The organism is Pseudomonas sp. 13B_2.1_Bac1, from assembly GCF_025466155.1.
GTDB lineage: Bacteria > Pseudomonadota > Gammaproteobacteria > Pseudomonadales > Pseudomonadaceae > Aquipseudomonas > Aquipseudomonas aylmerensis.
Genome location: NZ_JANLOH010000106.1, coordinates 88,750 through 106,369, shown reverse-complemented (window position 1 = coordinate 106,369; position 17,620 = coordinate 88,750). Strand labels below are relative to the sequence as shown.

Below are 17,620 nucleotides of genomic sequence, written 5' to 3'. Positions count from 1 at the left end.
TTGCCTGCGATGCGCACACCTTGGTCTACAGTGACAACGAGGTGATGCCAGCGCAGGCAAGCCAGCGCCTGCACAAAGGCTTTAACTGAAGCCTCACCACGACCTGATGCCTGTACTCCAGCAGCAAGCGCCCGTACAATCCCAAGTCATTTCAAGTCCAAGCAACCGACAACGGCCTACCATGCGTACCAGTCAATATTTGCTCGCCACACAGAAAGAAACGCCTTCCGACGCGGTCGTGATCAGCCATCAGCTGATGCTGCGCGCCGGCATGATCCGCAAACTGGCCTCTGGCCTGTACACCTGGCTGCCCATGGGCTTGAAGGTGATGCGCAAGGTCGAAGCCATCGTTCGTGAAGAAATGAACGCCGCCGGCTCTCTGGAAGTGTTGATGCCGAGCACCCAACCGGCTGAGTTGTGGCAGGAATCCGGGCGCTGGGAAGAGTACGGCCCTGAGTTGCTGCGCTTCAAGGACCGTCATGGCCGCGACTTCTGCGCCGGCCCGACCCACGAAGAAGTGATCACCGACCTGATGCGCAACGAGCTGAGCAGCTACAAGCAGCTGCCGCTGAACCTGTATCAGATCCAGACCAAATTCCGTGACGAAATCCGCCCACGCTTCGGTTTGATGCGCGGCCGCGAATTCATCATGAAGGACGCCTATTCGTTCCATGCAGACCAGGCGTCCCTGCAGGTCACCTACGACCGCATGCACCAGGCCTACTGCAACGTGTTCACGCGCCTGGGCCTGAAGTTCCGCCCGGTTGAAGCGGACAACGGCTCCATCGGCGGCGCCGGCTCCCACGAATTCCACGTGCTGGCCGAGTCGGGCGAAGACGATATCGTCTTCAGCAATGGCTCCGACTACGCGGCGAACATCGAGAAAGCCGAAGCCGTGCCACGCGAAACTTCGCGCCCTGCACCGGCGCAAGAGCTGCGCCTGGTCGACACGCCGGACACCAAGACCATCGCGGCGCTGGTGGAAAAATTCAATCTGCCGATTGAAAAGACCATCAAGACCCTGATCGTGCGTGCCGAGGAAGAAGGCAAGCTGATCGCCCTGGTGATCCGTGGCGATCACGAACTCAACGAAATCAAGGCAGCCCAGCAACCTGGCGTAGCCAGCCCGCTGGTCATGGCCACCGATGCCGAACTGCGCGACGCAATTGGCGCCGGCGCCGGCTCCCTGGGCCCGCTGAACCTGCCATTGCCGATCATCATCGACCGCTCGGTCGAGCTGATGAGCGACTTCGGTATCGGCGCGAACATCGACGACAAGCACTACTTCGGCGTGAACTGGGAGCGTGACCTGCCGGTTCCGACCGTGGCCGACCTGCGTAACGTGGTCGCCGGTGACCCAAGTCCGGACGGCAAGGGCACCCTGGAAATCAAGCGCGGCATCGAAGTCGGGCACATCTTCCAGCTGGGCAACAAGTACAGCAAGGCGATGAAGTGCGAAGTGCTGGGCGAGAACGGCAAGCCGATCACCCTGGACATGGGCTGCTACGGCATTGGCGTATCGCGCGTGGTTGCCGCTGCCATCGAGCAGAACAACGACGAGAAAGGCATCATCTGGAGCGACGCCCTGGCGCCTTTCCAGATCGCCCTGGTACCGCTGCGCTACGAAACCGAGCAGGTACGCGAGGCTACCGACAAACTGTATGCCGAACTGACCGCCGCCGGTTTTGAAGTACTGCTGGATGACCGCGACAAGAAAACCAGCCCGGGCATCAAGTTTGCCGACATGGAACTGATTGGCATCCCACACCGGATCGTGGTCAGTGACCGCAGCCTGGCCGATGGCAATCTGGAATACAAAAGCCGGACCGAAGCCGAAGCCCAACCGTTGCCGGTGGCTGACGTGCTGTCTTTCCTCCAGGCGCGTATTCGTCGCTGAAAACCAGATCAAGAGAAGTCATGTTCAAGCGAAACACCAGAGCCCTGGGGGGCGCCGCCTTGTGCGGCGCCCTGCTGGTCAGCGGCTGCGCCAACCAGATGTCGCAACGCAGTGAGCACGAGGAGCGGGTCGAGCGTAAATTGCTCGACCATAGCCTGCAGATCGATGTCGGCGAACCCAAAGTGCTGGAGCTGCCGCAACGCCGGGTCCGCATTCACGAGCAGAAGACCTTCGAGGTCACCGAGTTCGAAGTCACCCGTCGTTACGACCGCTACACCCCCTACCAGCCCTGGCGCAAACTCTACGAGATGCCCCTGGGCGCGGTTGCCCTGGTCGCCGGCGCGGGCGCCAACGTGGTGAATATCTTCGCCCTCGGCAACCTGCCGACCAGCATGACCCACGACTGGCTGACCTACGGCGTGGACGGCCTCAACCCGTTCATGAACGTGCAATCCCATGGCCGTGCGCAACAGAACCTTGCAGGCATCGATGAAGTCCAGCGCGACAAGCGCGTGGAGTATTCGAGCCTGCCCTGGAGCGAACGCCCGGTACAGGTGACTGCCGGCAAGCAGATCCATGAGCTGACCACCGACCGTAACGGCGTGCTGCGCCTGAATCTGTTGGACAGCCCGTTTGCCGAGCAGGACCTGAACCGTGTCACGACCTTGAAGATCAGCGTGGAAGATGGCCAGGACGACGTGCATTCCGACTCGACCCTGGCGATCAGCAACACCCTGCGCGGCAAGTTGCTCGAAGCCCATGGCCTGATCTACGACGACCTGGAAGATGACGAAGTGAGCCAGTGGGTGCACCGCGTCAAACGCCTGTCGGAGCTGGGCCTGGAAGAAGAAGCCAGCGAACTGGAACAAAGCCTGATCGAACTGACCCGCAATGATCCGGAGTTGCAGCAGGAGTTTCTGCAGGCGCTGACCAAGGATGCGGGGCGACTCGTCGCAGATCCTGGCGCACGCTGAACACCGTCCTGCAGGAGAACGGCTTGCCGGTCTCCTGCAGGATTAACGGGTAAACAGTTCGAGCTGTTCGTTGCCGCCGCTCAGGTCCAGCAACCGCACGCCAATCCCCAGCAACCGCACCGGCTTTGCACCGCGATTGAACGCCTGGGTCAACAGCTGTTGATAACTTTCCAGGTCTCGCCCTGCCCCGGCCTGCTCCAGGGTCGTCTGGGTAAAGTCATGAAACTTCACCTTCACAAATGGCTTGCCCGCCCGGTAACTGCTGTCAATCCGCGCCATACGCCCGGTCAGGGTTTCCATCAGCTCGGGCAATTTGGCCAGGCAGCTTGAGAGGTCCGGTAGATCCACGTCGTAGGTGTTTTCGACACTGATCGATTGCCGTCGGCTGTCATTCTGCACCGCGCGATCATCAATCCCACGGGCCAGGCTCCACAGTCGCTCGCCAAAACTGCCGAATTCGCGCACCAATGCCAGCTTGTTCCAGTCACGCAACTGCAGGCAGTCTTCGATACCCAGGCGCGCCAGCTTGTCGGCGGTGACCTTGCCCACGCCATGCAGCTTGCTCACCGGCAATTGCGAGACAAAGTCTTCGACCTGGTCCGGCGTAATCACAAACAGGCCGTTGGGCTTTTTCCAATCGCTGGCAATCTTCGCCAGGAACTTGTTCGGTGCCACGCCGGCAGACACGGTGATGTGCAATTGGTTGGACACCCGCCGACGAATATCCTGGGCGATACGCGTGGCGCTGCCGCCAAAGTGAGGGCATTCGGAAACATCCAGGTAGGCCTCGTCCAGCGACAACGGCTCGATCAGGTCGGTGTAGTCACGAAAGATCGTCTGGATTTCCTTCGAGGCTTCTTTATAGGCCTCCATGCGCGGCTTGACGATGGTCAGGTCCGGGCACAGCTTCAAGGCATGGCGGGACGACATGGCCGAACGCACGCCGTAGGCCCGCGCCTCGTAGTTGCAGGTAGCGATCACCCCACGCCGGTCTGCCGAGCCGCCGACGGCCAGGGGCTTTTGCGCCAGGCTCGGGTCATCGCGCATCTCGATGGCGGCGTAGAAGCAATCACAGTCGACGTGGATGATTTTGCGTTGCGTCATATAAACAGAGGGTTGATTCAACGGATGGCCAGTATCGCACTCACCCCTGTATATAGCACCAGTAGTTTGAATCTTCCGCTTGAGCGGTAGGAAATTTCTCAGATGAATTTATTTTCTCAATCGAATTTCGCCTGCCGATAGAGCTGAAACCCTCGGCCAGACTGGCCCGGAGCGACCCTGCCGGCCTGAATGGAGAGCTAACCGATTGAACCACAAGCGCTTTTCTTCGAATCACAGGTTGACACACCGGCGTTCCTCTGTAGAATGCCGACACACAGACGCGGGATGGAGCAGTCTGGTAGCTCGTCGGGCTCATAACCCGAAGGTCGTCGGTTCAAATCCGGCTCCCGCAACCAAACATCAAGAAAGGCTACTCGAAAGAGTGGCCTTTTTTGTGCGCGTCAGTTTTTCAGGCCTGCGATCGCATGCGCCTCACCACGGATGGCTTGGCAGTCCGACGCAGGGCAAGCCTGCTCGCCACAAAATTCGTTTTCTATCGCGAACTTAGGTGGCTTGAGCGGCTGATTCACACTTATTTGACCCGTCGGCCCATTAACGGTTGACACCTCGCCGTTGGGCTGTAGAATGCCGCCCACAGACGCGGGATGGAGCAGTCTGGTAGCTCGTCGGGCTCATAACCCGAAGGTCGTCGGTTCAAATCCGGCTCCCGCAACCAAACATCAAAAAAGGCTACTCGAAAGAGTGGCCTTTTTTGTATCCGGTGAAAAAGTTCTTCTGAAACAATGGCATGGCATCTTTCATGAAACCGTACACGGTTTGTAGAGTCCATCTCATTGCAAGCTATGCTAAGACGCAGGTACTACCCTCTACGACCAATGGCCGCAGTCGCCCCACCCGGTGATACGCGTTAATATTTGTAATTATTTTGTCCATAGGGATTGGTAACTTGGCTGGATACCTCCATCCTGTCGCGCACAATCCACGAGGTGATTGATGCGCGCCAACTCGTCTGAACCACAAGACACCGTCACAGCAGAACAACCGATCGCTCCCACCCGTTTGCGCTGGCTGGATCTGTTGAGCAAATACCGGCAACCCATCGGGTTGGCTGTCACCCTGTTGCTGTTCGCAATTGCCTTGATCGCCTGCCGACACTTGCTGCTGGAGCTGGACCTCTACGCCCTCCACGATTCGATCCTGGAAGTGCCCAGGCCCGCATTGCTCGGTGCATTTGCAGCGGCCGTGGTGGGTTTCATCATTCTGTTGGGCTATGAGTTTTCCGGCGCGCGCTACGCCGGGGTGAAATTGCCCGCCAAGACCCTGGCCCTGGGCGGCTTCACTGCGTTTGCCATCGGCAACGCCATCGGCCTGTCGATGCTCTCGGGCGGTTCGGTGCGCTACCGTTTATATGCACGTCATGGCATCGGCGCGTCGGAAGTCGCTCACATGACCGTGTTCGCCAGCCTGGCGCTGGGCTGCGCCCTGCCACCGTTGGCGGCATTGGCCACCTTGAGTAACCTGCCGGCCGCGTCGACCTATCTGCACCTGCCGCAAACCCTGCTCGGCGGTATTGCCGGCGCCGTGCTGCTGCTGTCGGCCGTGCTGTGCATCGGCATTTATCGCCGCCGCCTGCCGGAACAGCCCTACCCGGACAACCTGCTGGTGAAAGCCGGCCGTCGCACCCTGCGCCTGCCTGGCCGGCGCCTGACCTTTCTGCAATTGATCATTACCGCACTGGATGTGGCCGCTGCTGCCACCGTCCTTTATATGCTGTTGCCTGAAGCACCGCCCTTCGGGCCCTTCCTGCTGGTGTACCTGCTGGCCCTGGCTGCCGGCGTGCTCAGCCATGTACCGGGTGGCGTGGGGGTGTTCGAAGCGATCCTGCTCGCGGCCTTTGCCGACAAGCTGGGCGCCGCGCCATTGGCTGCCGCACTGCTGCTGTATCGCATGATCTATGTGGTGCTGCCGCTGCTGATCGCCTGCGTGTTCCTGCTGGTCAATGAAGCGCAGCGCCTGTTCCAGACGCAACAAAGCCTGCGGGTGGCCTCGGGCCTCGCGGCACCAGTACTGGCCGTACTGGTTTTTTTGTCCGGCGTGGTGCTGCTGTTTTCCGGCGCAACGCCAGAAATCGACTCACGCCTGGAAAACATCGGCTTCCTGATTCCTCATCGCCTGATTGATGCCTCGCACTTTGGTGCCAGCCTGATCGGCGTGCTGTGCCTGCTGCTCGCCCAAGGCTTGCGTCGTCGCTTGTCAGCCGCCTGGATGCTGACCATGGTGCTGCTGCTGACGGGCGCCCTGCTCTCGCTGCTCAAAGGCTTCGACTGGGAAGAAGCCAGCTTGATGATCATGACGGCGGTACTGCTGGCGATCTTCCGGCGCTCGTTCTACCGCGCCAGCCGCCTGACCGAACTGCCGTTCTCGCCGCTGTACCTGGTGGCCAGCGTCTGCGTGCTGGGGGCCTCGATCTGGCTGCTGCTGTTTGCCTATCAGGATGTGCCTTACAGCCATCAACTGTGGTGGCAGTTCACTCTGGATGCCAACGCCCCGCGCGGCCTGCGTTCGCTGCTCGGCGCCGCAGTCCTCTTGGTGATCGTATCGTTGACCTGGCTGCTGCGCACCGCGCGCCCGGTGATCCACCTGCCGACACCTGACGAGCTGGAGCGCGCCACCAAGATCCTGATGGCCTCCTCGCAGCCCGACGGCGGCCTGGCGCTGACCGGTGACAAGGCGCTGCTGTTTCACCCCAACGACGAGGCTTTCCTGATGTATGCCCGTCGCGGGCGCAGCCTGGTGGCCCTGTACGACCCGATCGGCCCGACCCAGCCGCGCGCCGAAATGATCTGGCAGTTCCGCGACCTGTGCGACATCCACCACGCGCGCCCGGTGTTCTACCAGGTCCGCGCCGAGAACCTGCCGTACTACATGGACATCGGCCTGACCGCGATCAAGCTGGGTGAAGAGGCGCGTGTCGACCTCAAGCGCTTTGACCTGGAAGCCAAGGGCAAAGAGATGAAGGATCTGCGCTACACCTGGAACCGTGGCAGCCGTGACGGCCTGTCCCTGGAGATCCATGAACCCGGCACGGCCCCCATGGATGAACTCAAGGTCATCTCCGATGCCTGGCTGACCGGCAAGAACGTGCGGGAAAAAGGCTTTTCCCTCGGACGCTTCAGCGACGACTATCTCAAGCACTTTCGCATCGCGATCATTCGCTTCGAAGGGCGCCCGGTAGCCTTCGCCAACCTGCTCGAGACCTACAACCACGACCTGGCCAGTCTCGACCTGATGCGCGCCCACCCGGACGCGCCCAAGCTGACCATGGAGTTCATGATGGTCGGCCTGATTCAACATTATAAGAGTCACGGCTACGCCCGCTTCAGCCTCGGCATGGTGCCGTTGTCGGGCCTGCAACCGCGCCGGGGTGCCCCGCTGACCCAACGATTGGGCTCGATGGTGTTCCGCCGCGGCGAGCAACTGTATAACTTCCAAGGCTTGCGCCGCTTCAAAGACAAGTTCCAGCCTGACTGGGAACCCCGTTATATGGCCGTGCCCGCAGGACTCGATCCGCTGGTGGCACTGGCCGATACCGCCGCCCTGATCGCGGGCGGCTTGACTGGATTGGTGAAACGCTGATGATTCGACGCTCCTGGCGGTATGTATTGGCCTTTGTTGTGCTGCTCGCCCTGATCCTGGGTGGTGGCTATTGGTACTGGAACCGCCCTGCCCCACAGCCGACCCTGGAGCAATTGCCCCAGGCCGACGGTTCGGTCATGACCCGCGTAACCCCTGCCGGCACGGCAAAGGCCCGTGTGGCCGTGGCGGTGCTGGCCGATTCAACCCTGACCGACAGCCAACTGATCGCCCTGAGCCAGGGCGGCAAGGCGCAGATCGTCCAGGTAATCCTGCCCAAGGATGACTGCACGCTGCAGGAACAAGCGCTGCAAGGCGCCCTGGCCCAACTCAAGGGCCCGGCGACCCTGGTCAGCGGTATCGGCCCGGGTGCCAGCCTGGCCTGGCGCTGGCTGGCGGCACAGAACGACGACAAGGCCAACGCCATCTCCGTCGGCTTCGCCATGACCCAGGAAGGCTGCAAGGACCCGCTGCCGAAAACGTCCGCACACGGCAGTTGGCTGGTGGCCTGGAACGACAACCCTGACGACGATGCGGCCAGTTTCGTACGCGACACACCGCGCGCCACTACCAGCATCAGCGACTACGACATCCATTACCCGCAAGTGCTGAACAACGAGTTGCGCAAGCAGTTGGTAGGTTCGGACAACGGCGGCCTGGCGATTCCCGTGGTGGAAGTACCCGCGGGCCAGGCCAAGGACACGGTGACGCTGTTCCTCTCCGGTGACGGCGGCTGGCGTGACCTGGACCGCGATGTGGCCGGCGAAATGGCCAAGATCGGCTACCCGGTGGTGGGCATCGACACCCTGCGCTACTACTGGCAGCACAAGACCCCGGAACAAAGCGCCAAGGACCTCACCGAACTGATGCAGCACTACCGTCAGAAGTGGGGCACCAAGCGCTTCGTGCTGACCGGTTACTCGTTCGGCGCCGACGTGCTGCCGGCGATCTACAACCGCCTGCCGGAAAACGAGCAGCAGCGTGTGGACGCAATCATCCTGCTGGCGTTCGCCCGTACGGGCAGCTTTGAAATCGAAGTGGAAGGCTGGCTGGGCAATGCCGGCAAAGAAGCCGCGACGGGCCCGGAGATGGCCAAGCTGCCGGCGGATAAAGTGGTGTGCATCTACGGCGCCGAAGAAGTCGACGAGAGCGGCTGCACCGACAAGACTGCGGTGGGCGAGGCGGTGAAACTGCCCGGTGGGCATCACTTCGATGAGAACTACCCGGCGCTGGCTCAGCGCTTGGTGGACATCATTGTGAAGCACCAGGCCAAGGACAAAACCGAGTAGGTTCAGGCTGTACTCAAGCCCCAATGTCGACGGGGTTATGTGGGAGCTGGCTTGCCTGCGATAGGGACGCCGCGATGTGACGGACACATCAGGGTGATGCTATCGCAGGCACACCAGCTCCCACATTTGCTTTGCAGTGTGGGCGACCGCTAGCGCGGTTCGATATGCGCGATCATCAACTGCACGGTTTCCTGCCCACGGAACTCGTTCACGTCCAGCTTGTAGGCCAATTCCACCCAACGCACTGTCGGGTTCGGCCAGACCTCACGGTCCACCCCAAACGCAATGCCATCGAGCTTCACCGAGCCGCATTCGCTCTTGAGCACCACCTTCAGGTGCCGCTCCCCCACCACGCGCTGTTCTACCAGCTGAAACACCCCATGGAACAACGGCTCGGGAAAGTGCTGCCCCCACGGCCCGGCATGTCGCAAGGCGCGCGCCAGTTCGAGGTGAAACTCTTCAACCGCCAGGGTGCCGTCGGACAGCAGTCGCCCGGTAAGGTCTTCTTCGCGCAGTTGCCGACGCACTTCAGCATCAAAAGCTTCGGCAAACAGTGGGAAATTCGCCTCGGGCAATGTCAGACCCGCCGCCATGGCGTGACCGCCGTATTTGGCGATCAGGTTGGGATGCTGGCTTGCGACCACCGCCAGGGCATCACGGATGTGGAAACCCGGCACCGAGCGCCCAGAGCCCTTGAGCAGGCCATCACCGGCGTCGGCGAAGGCGATGGTCGGGCGGAAGTAACGCTCCTTCATGCGCGACGCCAGAATCCCGATCACGCCCTGGTGCCACTCCGGGTCGAACAGGCACAGCCCATAGGGCATCGACTCCACCGGCAGGTCCTTGAGCTGGGCCAGGGCCTCGCGCTGCATGCCTTGTTCGATAGATTTGCGGTCCTGGTTCATGCCGTCCAATTGCGCGGCCATTTCCCGCGCCGCCGCGAAATCAGTGGTGAGCAGGCATTCGATGCCCAGGCTCATGTCATCCAGGCGTCCGGCGGCGTTCAGGCGTGGCCCGAGGATAAAGCCGAGGTCGGTGGAGGTAATCCGCGCGGCATCGCGCTTGGCCACTTCGAGGATCGCCTTGATCCCCGGCCGCGCGCGACCGGCGCGAATACGCTCCAAGCCCTGATGCACGAGGATGCGGTTGTTGGCATCCAGGGGCACCACGTCGGCCACGCTGCCCAGGGCCACCAGGTCGAGCAGTTCGCCGATGTTCGGCTGGGGCTTGTTGTCGTACCAGCCCAGGCTGCGCAAACGCGCGCGCAGGGCCATCAGTACATAGAAGATCACGCCCACGCCGGCCAATGCCTTGCTCGGGAACTCGCAGCCCGGCTGGTTCGGGTTGACGATGGCGTCTGCCGCCGGCAATTCATCTCCCGGCAAGTGGTGGTCGGTGACCAGTACCTGCAACCCCGCCGCCTTCGCCGCCGCCACGCCTTCGACGCTGGAGATGCCGTTGTCCACGGTGATCAGCAACTGCGGCTCCCGCTGCAGGGCCACCGCGACGATTTCCGGGGTCAGGCCATAGCCATATTCAAACCGGTTGGGCACCAGGTAGTCGACATGCGCCGCCCCGAGCAGACGCAAGCCAAGGGTGCCCACGGTGCTGGCGGTCGCGCCATCGGCGTCGAAGTCACCCACGATCAGGATGCGCTGGCGCTGCTCCAATGCGGTCACCAGCAGGTCCACTGCAGCGTCGATGCCCTTGAGTTGCTGATAGGGAATCAACCGCGCCAGGCTTTTGTCCAGTTCAGCCTCGGACTGCACCCCGCGCGCAGCGTAGAGACGAGTCAACAGCGGTGGCAATTCACCGAGAAACGGCAGGACAGCGGGCAACGGGCGAGGATCGATACGCATGGGGTGACGGAAGCTTCTCTTCTATTACAACGGTTAAACAACAATGCTGAAAGCAACATGGATCAACTGTAGGAGCCGGCTTCTGTGGGAGCGGGCATGTGTGGGAGCTGGCTTGCCTGCGATGCAGACACCTCGGTCTTTCAGCTATACCGAGGTGATGCATTCGCGAGCAAGCCCGCTCCCACACCACCCAGCGCCCACAATTTCAGCCGCGTTCGCCGACCAGCCATTGCAATTGCACTTCATGTTGGCCACGGTCGTCAGTCACAAAAATGGTGCCTTCGCTGATCATCACGTCCCACTTGATCACGCGCGGCATGTCCTTGGCCAGGGTCTCGAGGACTTCCTGCGGCACCGCAGCGATGTGCACGTTCTTGAGGTTGTTGGCCACGGGCACCACTTTGCCTTCCCACACACGCAAGCTGCCGTAGGCCAGCAGGCTGGTGCGCTCGGTGCGACGCGAGCACCAGGTCAGGCGGTCGGCATCCGGCTGGCCGACTTCGATCCAGTGCAGGACCCGGTCATCCAGGCTTTTTTCCCACAGGGCTGGCTCGTCTACATCTGACAGGCCACGCCCGAACGACAACTGCTCGTTGTACCAGAGGGCGTAGGCCAGCAGACGCACGGTCATGCGCTCTTCGGTTTCCGAAGGGTGGCGGGCGATGGTCTGCTTGACGCTCTCGTACACCGAGCGGTCGAGGTCGGTGAGGTTGAGTTCGAATTTGTAGGTCGTGGACGGCTGGGCCATGAACGGACTTCTAGAGACAGGAAAAGGCGGCCAGTCTAACCGATGGCGAGGCCATTCAACGAATCCTGCGCTGCATCATCCTTATCCCTGGGCCGCTCGCCTATGTTAAAAGGCTTCACACCACCGCCCCGCGCAGAAAAGGATCCTCATGTCGTTTAATGCCAAACCGCTTGCCGGCCTGAAAGTCATCGAACTCGGCACCCTGATCGCCGGCCCGTTCGCCTCACGCATCTGCGCCGAATTCGGTGCCGAGGTGATCAAGGTGGAATCGCCGGATGGCGGTGACCCGCTGCGCAAGTGGCGCAAGCTGTATGAAGGCACGTCGCTGTGGTGGTTTGTGCAGGCGCGCAACAAGAAGTCGCTGACGCTGAACCTCAAGCACCCGGACGGCCTGGCGATCCTGAAGCAGCTGCTGGCCGATGCCGACATCCTGATCGAGAATTTTCGCCCCGGCGTGCTGGAAAAACTCGGCCTGGGCTGGGAAACCCTGCATGCGCTCAACCCCAAACTGGTCATGGTGCGTCTCTCGGGCTTTGGCCAGACCGGTCCGATGAAGGACCAGCCGGGGTTCGGCGCGGTGGGCGAATCCATGGGCGGGCTGCGCTACATCACCGGTTTCGAGGACCGCCCACCGGTGCGCACCGGGATCTCCATCGGCGACTCCATCGCTGCGCTGTGGGCCGTGATCGGAGCGCTGATGGCGCTGCGTCATCGCGAAGTCAACGGCGGCCTGGGCCAAGTGGTCGACGTGGCGCTGTACGAAGCCATCTTCGCGATGATGGAAAGCATGATCCCCGAGTTCGATGTGTTCGGCTTTATTCGCGAACGTACCGGCAACATCATGCCCGGCATCACCCCATCGTCGATCCACACCAGCGCGGATGGCAAGCACGTGCAGATTGGCGCCAACGGCGATGCGATCTTCAAGCGCTTCATGTCGGCCATCGGTCGCGAAGACCTGGCCAACGATCCTGCACTTGCCAGCAACGACGGGCGGGACAGCCGCCGCGACGAGCTGTATGGCGTGATCGACCGCTGGGTCAACGCGCTGCCCCTGGAGCAGGTGGTGGAGCAGTTGAATCAGGCCGAGGTACCCGCCAGCCGTATCTACAGTGCCGAAGACATGCTCGGCGACCCGCAATTCCTGGCCCGGGAGATGTTCCTCAAGGCCCAGCTCCCGGGCGGCAAGGACTTCAAGATGCCCGGGATCGTGCCCAAGCTGTCGGACACGCCGGGCAGTTGCGAATGGGTAGGGCCACAGTTGGGCGAACACAACGGCGTGGTGCTGGGTGAGCTGGGATACGACGCCGCTGCCATCGTCCGCTTGCGTGAGGAAGGCGCAATCTAATGGCGTCCCGGTGCAAACGCTGGCTCTTGAAACTGGGCGTCGCCACCCTGATGGCCGGCGGCTGGCTCTCGTCAGCACGGGCCGAAGACACGCTGATCTGGCTGCTGCGCGATTTGCCGCCGTTGACCATTTTCGAAGGACCGAGCAAAGGCCAGGGTGCATTGGACCAGTTGCTGCCAATCCTGGCCGTGCATCTGCCGGAGTATCGTCACCAGGTGCTGCACGTCAACCGCGCGCGCGGCACGCAAATGTTGCGCGAACCCTCGTTCACCTGTGACCCCTCGTTGCTGTGGACGCCGGAGCGAGCCAAGTACGTGGTGTTTTCTCGCCAGGCGTTTGCAGTGCCCAGCAACGGCGTGACGATCCGGCGCAGCCAGCAGGACGCCATGGCGTCGTTTATCGTGGACGGCCAGTTCGACCTGCAAGCATTTCTCGATGCTCACAGGACGCGGGTGGGCGCCACAGCGGAGCGCAGCTACGGGCCAGTCATCGATGAGCAACTCAAACACGTCGACGCGCACAAACTCGCCCTCCACTACGGCAACGACGCCCTCGGCAGCTTGTTGCAAATGCAGCGCCTCGGACGGTTGGAGGCGGTATTGGGTTATTGGCCGGAAATCCGCTACCACGCACTGCAACAGGGGATTGCGTCCAACGACCTGAGTTTCTATCCGATCAAAGGCACAGCGCCCTACCAACGCACGCATATCGCGTGCTCGGATACGCCCAAGGGTCGCCAGGCCATCGAACGGATCGACCAGGTGCTGCTCGACATCCCTCAGGAACGCGTGCAGCAGTCCTACGCCGCGTGGCTGGATCCGCTCATGCGCGAGCAGTACCTGCGCGACAATCCACGGTTTTTCCAGGATTCACCCGTGCCGTGACAAATCGCGGGCAAAAAGAAACCCCGAAGAGTGGGGAGACACTTCGGGGTTAAACGTGGCCTTACAAAGACCAGTACAACAAGGCACAAACACCGGAGCACAATGTTTGCTCTTGCTGTTACAAAATCTGACAGGCCCTGCAGTCGGAAGTTTCCGCGTATAAACAATTCTTCATGCGACAGCAGCGCTGCGGGTCTGGGCAGCATTGCGCAAGGCCGCGATAACCGAGGGCTCCAGACGCCCTTCGGCGATCTTGAGGTCGCGCAGCAGGCAATCCACAACATCCACCAGCACGCGTTTATCCATCAATTGCGCCTGGTCGACTTCACGCTCGACCACAATCGCGCCAGCAGGGTTTTTCACCGTCACCAGGCATTCGCCCTGCACGCCAGAGGTGGTCAGCGTAACCAGATAAGGGCTCAGTGCTTCTTCGAGCAATAGGCTGATACTTTCCATCTCGATCACCACTCAATAGTTCGGGAACAATCGTTTAAACGGGAGCTGCATCTATCCTAAGTGACTGGTTGTGACGTAGGAAAGTTCGCTTTTTCGTCTTTATGGGGCCGTCAGGGAGTGACGAGGACCAGCATGCGCCAGCAACATGACAACGAAAAAACGGCGGCACATAAGTGCTTACGCAATGGGCTGCCGTTTTGGGGTTCGCCGGGCGCGCAGGTAGGGGGTGAATCCTATACTCGGTGAGCGCTGGTCACTCTGCCACGCGGGTAAAAGCGCATGTAAAGGCCCTTATTGCGAAGGATGAAGACGATGATGGAAAACAATGAACAGCAGGCAGCAATGGAGAGAATGCATGCCGATGTCCGGCGCATCTATGCCGAAATATCACGCATGCAGGCTGAGCAAGACAAGCTCAAATCAGAATCTCTGAAGATAAACTGCGAGACTTTCTGGTACCCAATGGGTGTCGCCATGGCAGTCGTTGCGACGATCGCGTCGATCACCGGAGCGGCGATTAAATTACTTATATAGCAAGCACGCTGTCGGGCCTGCCATAAAAAACGCCGCTGACCCAAGGATGGGAAAGCGGCGTTTTTGTCTGCGCAGTTCGCCTTACAAAGGCTTGCCGCGATTGCCATGCTGGCTGACAAACGCCTGCACAGCCTTCAGGTCATTGGCCAATACGGTGCAGCGCTCTTCACGCTCGAACAGGTTAGCCAAGTGCTCCGGCAGCTCCAGCGCCTTGCCTACGCCCGCCTTCTCCACCGCTTCGGGGAATTTGACCGGGTGCGCAGTGCCGAGGATCACCATCGGGATGTCCAGGCTGCGACGGCATTCGCGGGCGGCCTTCACGCCGATGGCGGTGTGCGGGTCAAGCACCTCGCCGGTCTGGGCGTAGACTTCGGCGATGGTCTCGCAGGTTTGTTCATCATCCACGGCCAGGGAGTCGAACAGCTTGCGGGTTTCGGTCCAGCGCTCTTGCTCGACGCTGAAACCGCCACCTTGCTTGAAGCTGTTCATCAACTCGGCCAGGGCCGCGCCATTGCGACCGTGCATATCGAACAGCAAGCGTTCGAAGTTCGACGAAACCATGATGTCCATGGACGGCGACAGGGTCGCGTGCAGGGTTTCCTTGACGTACTGGTTGCCGCTCATGAAGCGGTGCAGGATGTCGTTGCGGTTGGTGGCGACGATCAACTGGTTGATCGGCAGGCCCATGTTGCGGGCCAGGTAGCCGGCGAAGATATCGCCGAAGTTGCCGGTCGGCACCGAGAACGACACCGAGCGCGCCGGGCCGCCCAGCTGCAGGGCAGCGTGGAAGTAGTAGACGATCTGGGCCATGATCCGCGCCCAGTTGATCGAGTTCACCGCCACCAGGCGCGTGCCCTTGAGGAAGCTCTGGTCGGCGAAGCTGTTCTTGACCATTTCCTGGCAGTCATCGAAGTTGCCTTCGATGGCGATGTTGTGGATGTTCTCGCCGAAGATGGTGGTCATCTGCCGGCGCTGTACTTCCGACACACGCTTGTGCGGGTGCAGGATGAAGATGTCGACGTTTTCGCAGTGCTTGCAACCTTCGATGGCGGCCGAGCCGGTATCACCAGAGGTGGCGCCGATGATCACCACGCGCTCGCCACGCTTCTCCAGCACGTAGTCCAGCAGGCGACCGAGCAGTTGCAGGGCGAAGTCCTTGAACGCCAGGGTCGGGCCGTGGAACAGCTCCAGCACCCACTCGTTGCCGTTCAGTTGACGCAACGGCGCGATGGCGCTGTGGGAAAACACGCCGTAGGTCTCTTCCAGGATCTTCTTGAAGTCGGCATCCGGAATGCTGCCGGTGACGAACGGGCGCATCACCCGGAACGCCAGCTCGTGGTACGGCAGGCCGGCCCACGAAGCGATTTCTTCCTGGGTAAAGCGTGGCAGGTTTTCCGGCACGTACAGGCCGCCGTCGGTGGCGAGGCCTGCCAGCAGGACGTCTTCGAAATTCAGGGCCGGTGCCTGGCCGCGGGTGCTGATGTAACGCATAGGGGCAAACCTTCGGTTTGGGCTGCAAGCTTCAAGTGACAAGCTGCAAGTAACAGCAGATCTGCTTTTACTTGCAGCTTGCAGCTTGGCTGCTTGCAGCTGAATTAATTTAGATGTTCGACGCGAATACGAACGACCGGCCCAACCACGCCCTGAAGAGCTTCGAGAGCCCGGATGGCATCGTTGATGTGCTGCTCGAGCACGCGGTGGGTCAGCAGGATCATCGGCACCAGGCCATCCTGTTCCTCGACTTCCTTCTGCATGATCGACTCGATGTTGATACCGCGCTCCGACAGGATGCTGGCCACCTGGGCCAACACACCCGGATGATCCTTGGCCTGGATCCGCAGGTAGTAGGCGCTTTCGCACGCCTCGATCGGCAGGATCGGATGGGCCGACAGCGAATCCGGCTGGAAGGCCAGGTGCGGCACGCGGTTTTCCGGGTCGCTGGTCATGGCGCGAACCACGTCCACCAGGTCGGCGATCACCGACGAAGCGGTTGGCTCCATGCCGGCACCGGCACCGTAGAACAGCGTCGAACCGGCGGCGTCACCGTTGACCATCACGGCGTTCATCACGCCATTGACGTTGGCGATCAGGCGGTCAGCCGGGATCAGCGTCGGGTGCACACGCAGCTCGATACCGGCCGGAGTGCTGCGCGCCACGCCCAGGTGCTTGATGCGATAGCCCAGGGCTTCGGCGTAGTTCACGTCGGCAGTCGTCAGCTGGGTGATACCTTCGGTGTAGGCCTTGTCGAACTGCAGCGGGATACCAAAGGCGATGGACGCCAGGATGGTCAGCTTGTGCGCCGCGTCGATGCCTTCCACGTCAAAGGTCGGGTCGGCTTCGGCATAACCCAGGGCCTGGGCCTCGGCCAGCACGTCTTCGAAGGTGCGGCCCTTCTCGCGCATCTCGGTCAGGATGAAGTTGCCAGTGCCGTTGATGATGCCGGCCACCCAGTTGATGCGGTTGGCGGACAGGCCTTCACGGATCGCCTTGATCACCGGGATACCACCGGCCACGGCGGCTTCGAACGCCACGATCACGCCCTTCTCGCGCGCCTTGGCGAAGATCTCGTTGCCGTGCACGGCGATCAGCGCCTTGTTGGCGGTGACCACATGCTTGCCGTTCTCGATGGCCTTGAGCACCAGCTCGCGGGCCACGGTGTAGCCGCCTACCAGCTCGATGACGATATCGATTTCAGGGTTGGTGGCCACGGCGAAGACATCGTTGGTAATCGCAATACCGGTCGTTTGGAACTGAGGCTTTGGCGAACGCGTGGCAATTTGCGCCACTTCAATCCCGCGACCTGCACGGCGGGAAATTTCCTCAGCGTTACGCTGAAGTACGTTAAAGGTGCCGCCACCGACGGTCCCTAACCCACAGATGCCTACTTTGACCGGTTTCACTGAAGAACTCCCCATGAAACGGCCGACGCTAGG

Annotated in this window: 13 protein-coding genes and 2 tRNA genes; 9 read left to right on the top strand and 6 right to left on the bottom strand. The window is 61.2% G+C overall.

Going from position 1 to position 17,620, the window contains the following annotated elements:
• Positions 1-181: 181 nt before the first annotated feature.
• Together NTD80_RS26715 and NTD80_RS26710 are read left to right on the top strand one after the other, a co-directional pair.
• Positions 182-1,897 (top strand): proline--tRNA ligase, encoded by a 1,716-nt coding sequence (locus NTD80_RS26715; RefSeq protein WP_262135509.1) that lies wholly within the window; start codon positions 182-184, stop codon positions 1,895-1,897.
• A 20-nt stretch (positions 1,898-1,917) separates the two neighbouring features.
• Positions 1,918-2,871, top strand: coding sequence for a hypothetical protein (locus NTD80_RS26710; protein WP_065908724.1), 954 nt, complete (start codon positions 1,918-1,920; stop codon positions 2,869-2,871).
• Positions 2,872-2,913: 42 nt separating this feature from the next.
• On the opposite strand, the gene dinB is transcribed toward NTD80_RS26710, so the two are convergent.
• Positions 2,914-3,975, bottom strand: coding sequence for a DNA polymerase IV (gene dinB, locus NTD80_RS26705; protein WP_065908723.1), 1,062 nt, complete (start codon positions 3,973-3,975; stop codon positions 2,914-2,916).
• Positions 3,976-4,254: 279 nt separating this feature from the next.
• On the opposite strand from dinB, the gene NTD80_RS26700 reads away from it, so the two are divergent.
• From NTD80_RS26700 to NTD80_RS26685, 4 genes are all read left to right on the top strand, one after another.
• Positions 4,255-4,331 (top strand) — tRNA-Met (locus NTD80_RS26700).
• A gap of 243 nt (positions 4,332-4,574) precedes the next feature.
• Positions 4,575-4,651: transfer RNA gene (locus NTD80_RS26695), tRNA-Met, on the top strand.
• Positions 4,652-4,929: 278 nt separating this feature from the next.
• Positions 4,930-7,572 carry a bifunctional lysylphosphatidylglycerol flippase/synthetase MprF gene (gene mprF, locus NTD80_RS26690; RefSeq protein ID WP_065908721.1) on the top strand — a complete coding sequence of 881 codons (2,643 nt, stop codon included), beginning with the start codon at positions 4,930-4,932 and terminating at the stop codon, positions 7,570-7,572.
• Positions 7,572-8,858: a virulence factor family protein gene (locus NTD80_RS26685; RefSeq protein ID WP_065908719.1), complete on the top strand. Its 1,287-nt coding sequence runs from the start codon at positions 7,572-7,574 to the stop codon at positions 8,856-8,858. Before mprF ends, NTD80_RS26685 begins: the two co-directional genes overlap by 1 nt.
• A 149-nt stretch (positions 8,859-9,007) precedes the next feature.
• Here the strand turns inward: NTD80_RS26685 and recJ are convergent, their stop codons facing one another.
• Positions 9,008-10,717: a single-stranded-DNA-specific exonuclease RecJ gene (gene recJ, locus NTD80_RS26680; RefSeq protein WP_065908717.1), complete on the bottom strand. Its 1,710-nt coding sequence runs from the start codon at positions 10,715-10,717 to the stop codon at positions 9,008-9,010.
• A 205-nt stretch (positions 10,718-10,922) separates the two neighbouring features.
• On the bottom strand, positions 10,923-11,465 hold the full coding sequence (locus NTD80_RS26675) for a YaeQ family protein (RefSeq protein WP_032858231.1): 543 nt from the start codon (positions 11,463-11,465) through the stop codon (positions 10,923-10,925).
• A gap of 148 nt (positions 11,466-11,613) precedes the next feature.
• Here NTD80_RS26675 and NTD80_RS26670 point away from each other — a divergent pair, with 148 nt between their 5' ends.
• Positions 11,614-12,813: a CaiB/BaiF CoA transferase family protein gene (locus tag NTD80_RS26670; RefSeq protein ID WP_065908710.1), complete on the top strand. Its 1,200-nt coding sequence runs from the start codon at positions 11,614-11,616 to the stop codon at positions 12,811-12,813.
• Positions 12,813-13,697 carry a TIGR02285 family protein gene (locus tag NTD80_RS26665; RefSeq protein WP_262135507.1) on the top strand — a complete coding sequence of 295 codons (885 nt, stop codon included), beginning with the start codon at positions 12,813-12,815 and terminating at the stop codon, positions 13,695-13,697. Before NTD80_RS26670 ends, NTD80_RS26665 begins: the two co-directional genes overlap by 1 nt.
• 171 nt (positions 13,698-13,868) lie before the next feature.
• Here the strand turns inward: NTD80_RS26665 and NTD80_RS26660 are convergent, their stop codons facing one another.
• Positions 13,869-14,153 carry a DUF3509 domain-containing protein gene (locus NTD80_RS26660; protein ID WP_065908708.1) on the bottom strand — a complete coding sequence of 95 codons (285 nt, stop codon included), beginning with the start codon at positions 14,151-14,153 and terminating at the stop codon, positions 13,869-13,871.
• Positions 14,154-14,465: 312 nt separating this feature from the next.
• Here NTD80_RS26660 and NTD80_RS26655 point away from each other — a divergent pair, with 312 nt between their 5' ends.
• Complete coding sequence (locus NTD80_RS26655) at positions 14,466-14,687, top strand: hypothetical protein (RefSeq protein WP_106802707.1); 222 nt, start codon at positions 14,466-14,468, stop codon at positions 14,685-14,687.
• 81 nt (positions 14,688-14,768) lie between these two features.
• Here the strand turns inward: NTD80_RS26655 and thrC are convergent, their stop codons facing one another.
• A complete protein-coding gene (gene thrC / locus NTD80_RS26650; protein WP_213553350.1) occupies positions 14,769-16,178 on the bottom strand; it encodes a threonine synthase in 1,410 nt (469 codons plus the stop codon).
• A 104-nt stretch (positions 16,179-16,282) separates the two neighbouring features.
• Entirely contained in the window at positions 16,283-17,587 is a 1,305-nt protein-coding gene (locus NTD80_RS26645; RefSeq protein ID WP_106802705.1) for a homoserine dehydrogenase, read from the bottom strand.
• Positions 17,588-17,620: the final 33 nt, after the last annotated feature.

Coding starts and splice junctions, on each gene's coding strand:
- NTD80_RS26715 (WP_262135509.1), top strand. CDS start 182: ATGCGTACCAGTCAATATTTGCTCGCCACACAGAAAGAAACGCCTTCC.
- NTD80_RS26710 (WP_065908724.1), top strand. CDS start 1,918: ATGTTCAAGCGAAACACCAGAGCCCTGGGGGGCGCCGCCTTGTGCGGC.
- dinB (WP_065908723.1), bottom strand. CDS start 3,975: ATGACGCAACGCAAAATCATCCACGTCGACTGTGATTGCTTCTACGCC.
- mprF (WP_065908721.1), top strand. CDS start 4,930: ATGCGCGCCAACTCGTCTGAACCACAAGACACCGTCACAGCAGAACAA.
- NTD80_RS26685 (WP_065908719.1), top strand. CDS start 7,572: ATGATTCGACGCTCCTGGCGGTATGTATTGGCCTTTGTTGTGCTGCTC.
- recJ (WP_065908717.1), bottom strand. CDS start 10,717: ATGCGTATCGATCCTCGCCCGTTGCCCGCTGTCCTGCCGTTTCTCGGT.
- NTD80_RS26675 (WP_032858231.1), bottom strand. CDS start 11,465: ATGGCCCAGCCGTCCACGACCTACAAATTCGAACTCAACCTCACCGAC.
- NTD80_RS26670 (WP_065908710.1), top strand. CDS start 11,614: ATGTCGTTTAATGCCAAACCGCTTGCCGGCCTGAAAGTCATCGAACTC.
- NTD80_RS26665 (WP_262135507.1), top strand. CDS start 12,813: ATGGCGTCCCGGTGCAAACGCTGGCTCTTGAAACTGGGCGTCGCCACC.
- NTD80_RS26660 (WP_065908708.1), bottom strand. CDS start 14,153: ATGGAAAGTATCAGCCTATTGCTCGAAGAAGCACTGAGCCCTTATCTG.
- NTD80_RS26655 (WP_106802707.1), top strand. CDS start 14,466: ATGATGGAAAACAATGAACAGCAGGCAGCAATGGAGAGAATGCATGCC.
- thrC (WP_213553350.1), bottom strand. CDS start 16,178: ATGCGTTACATCAGCACCCGCGGCCAGGCACCGGCCCTGAATTTCGAA.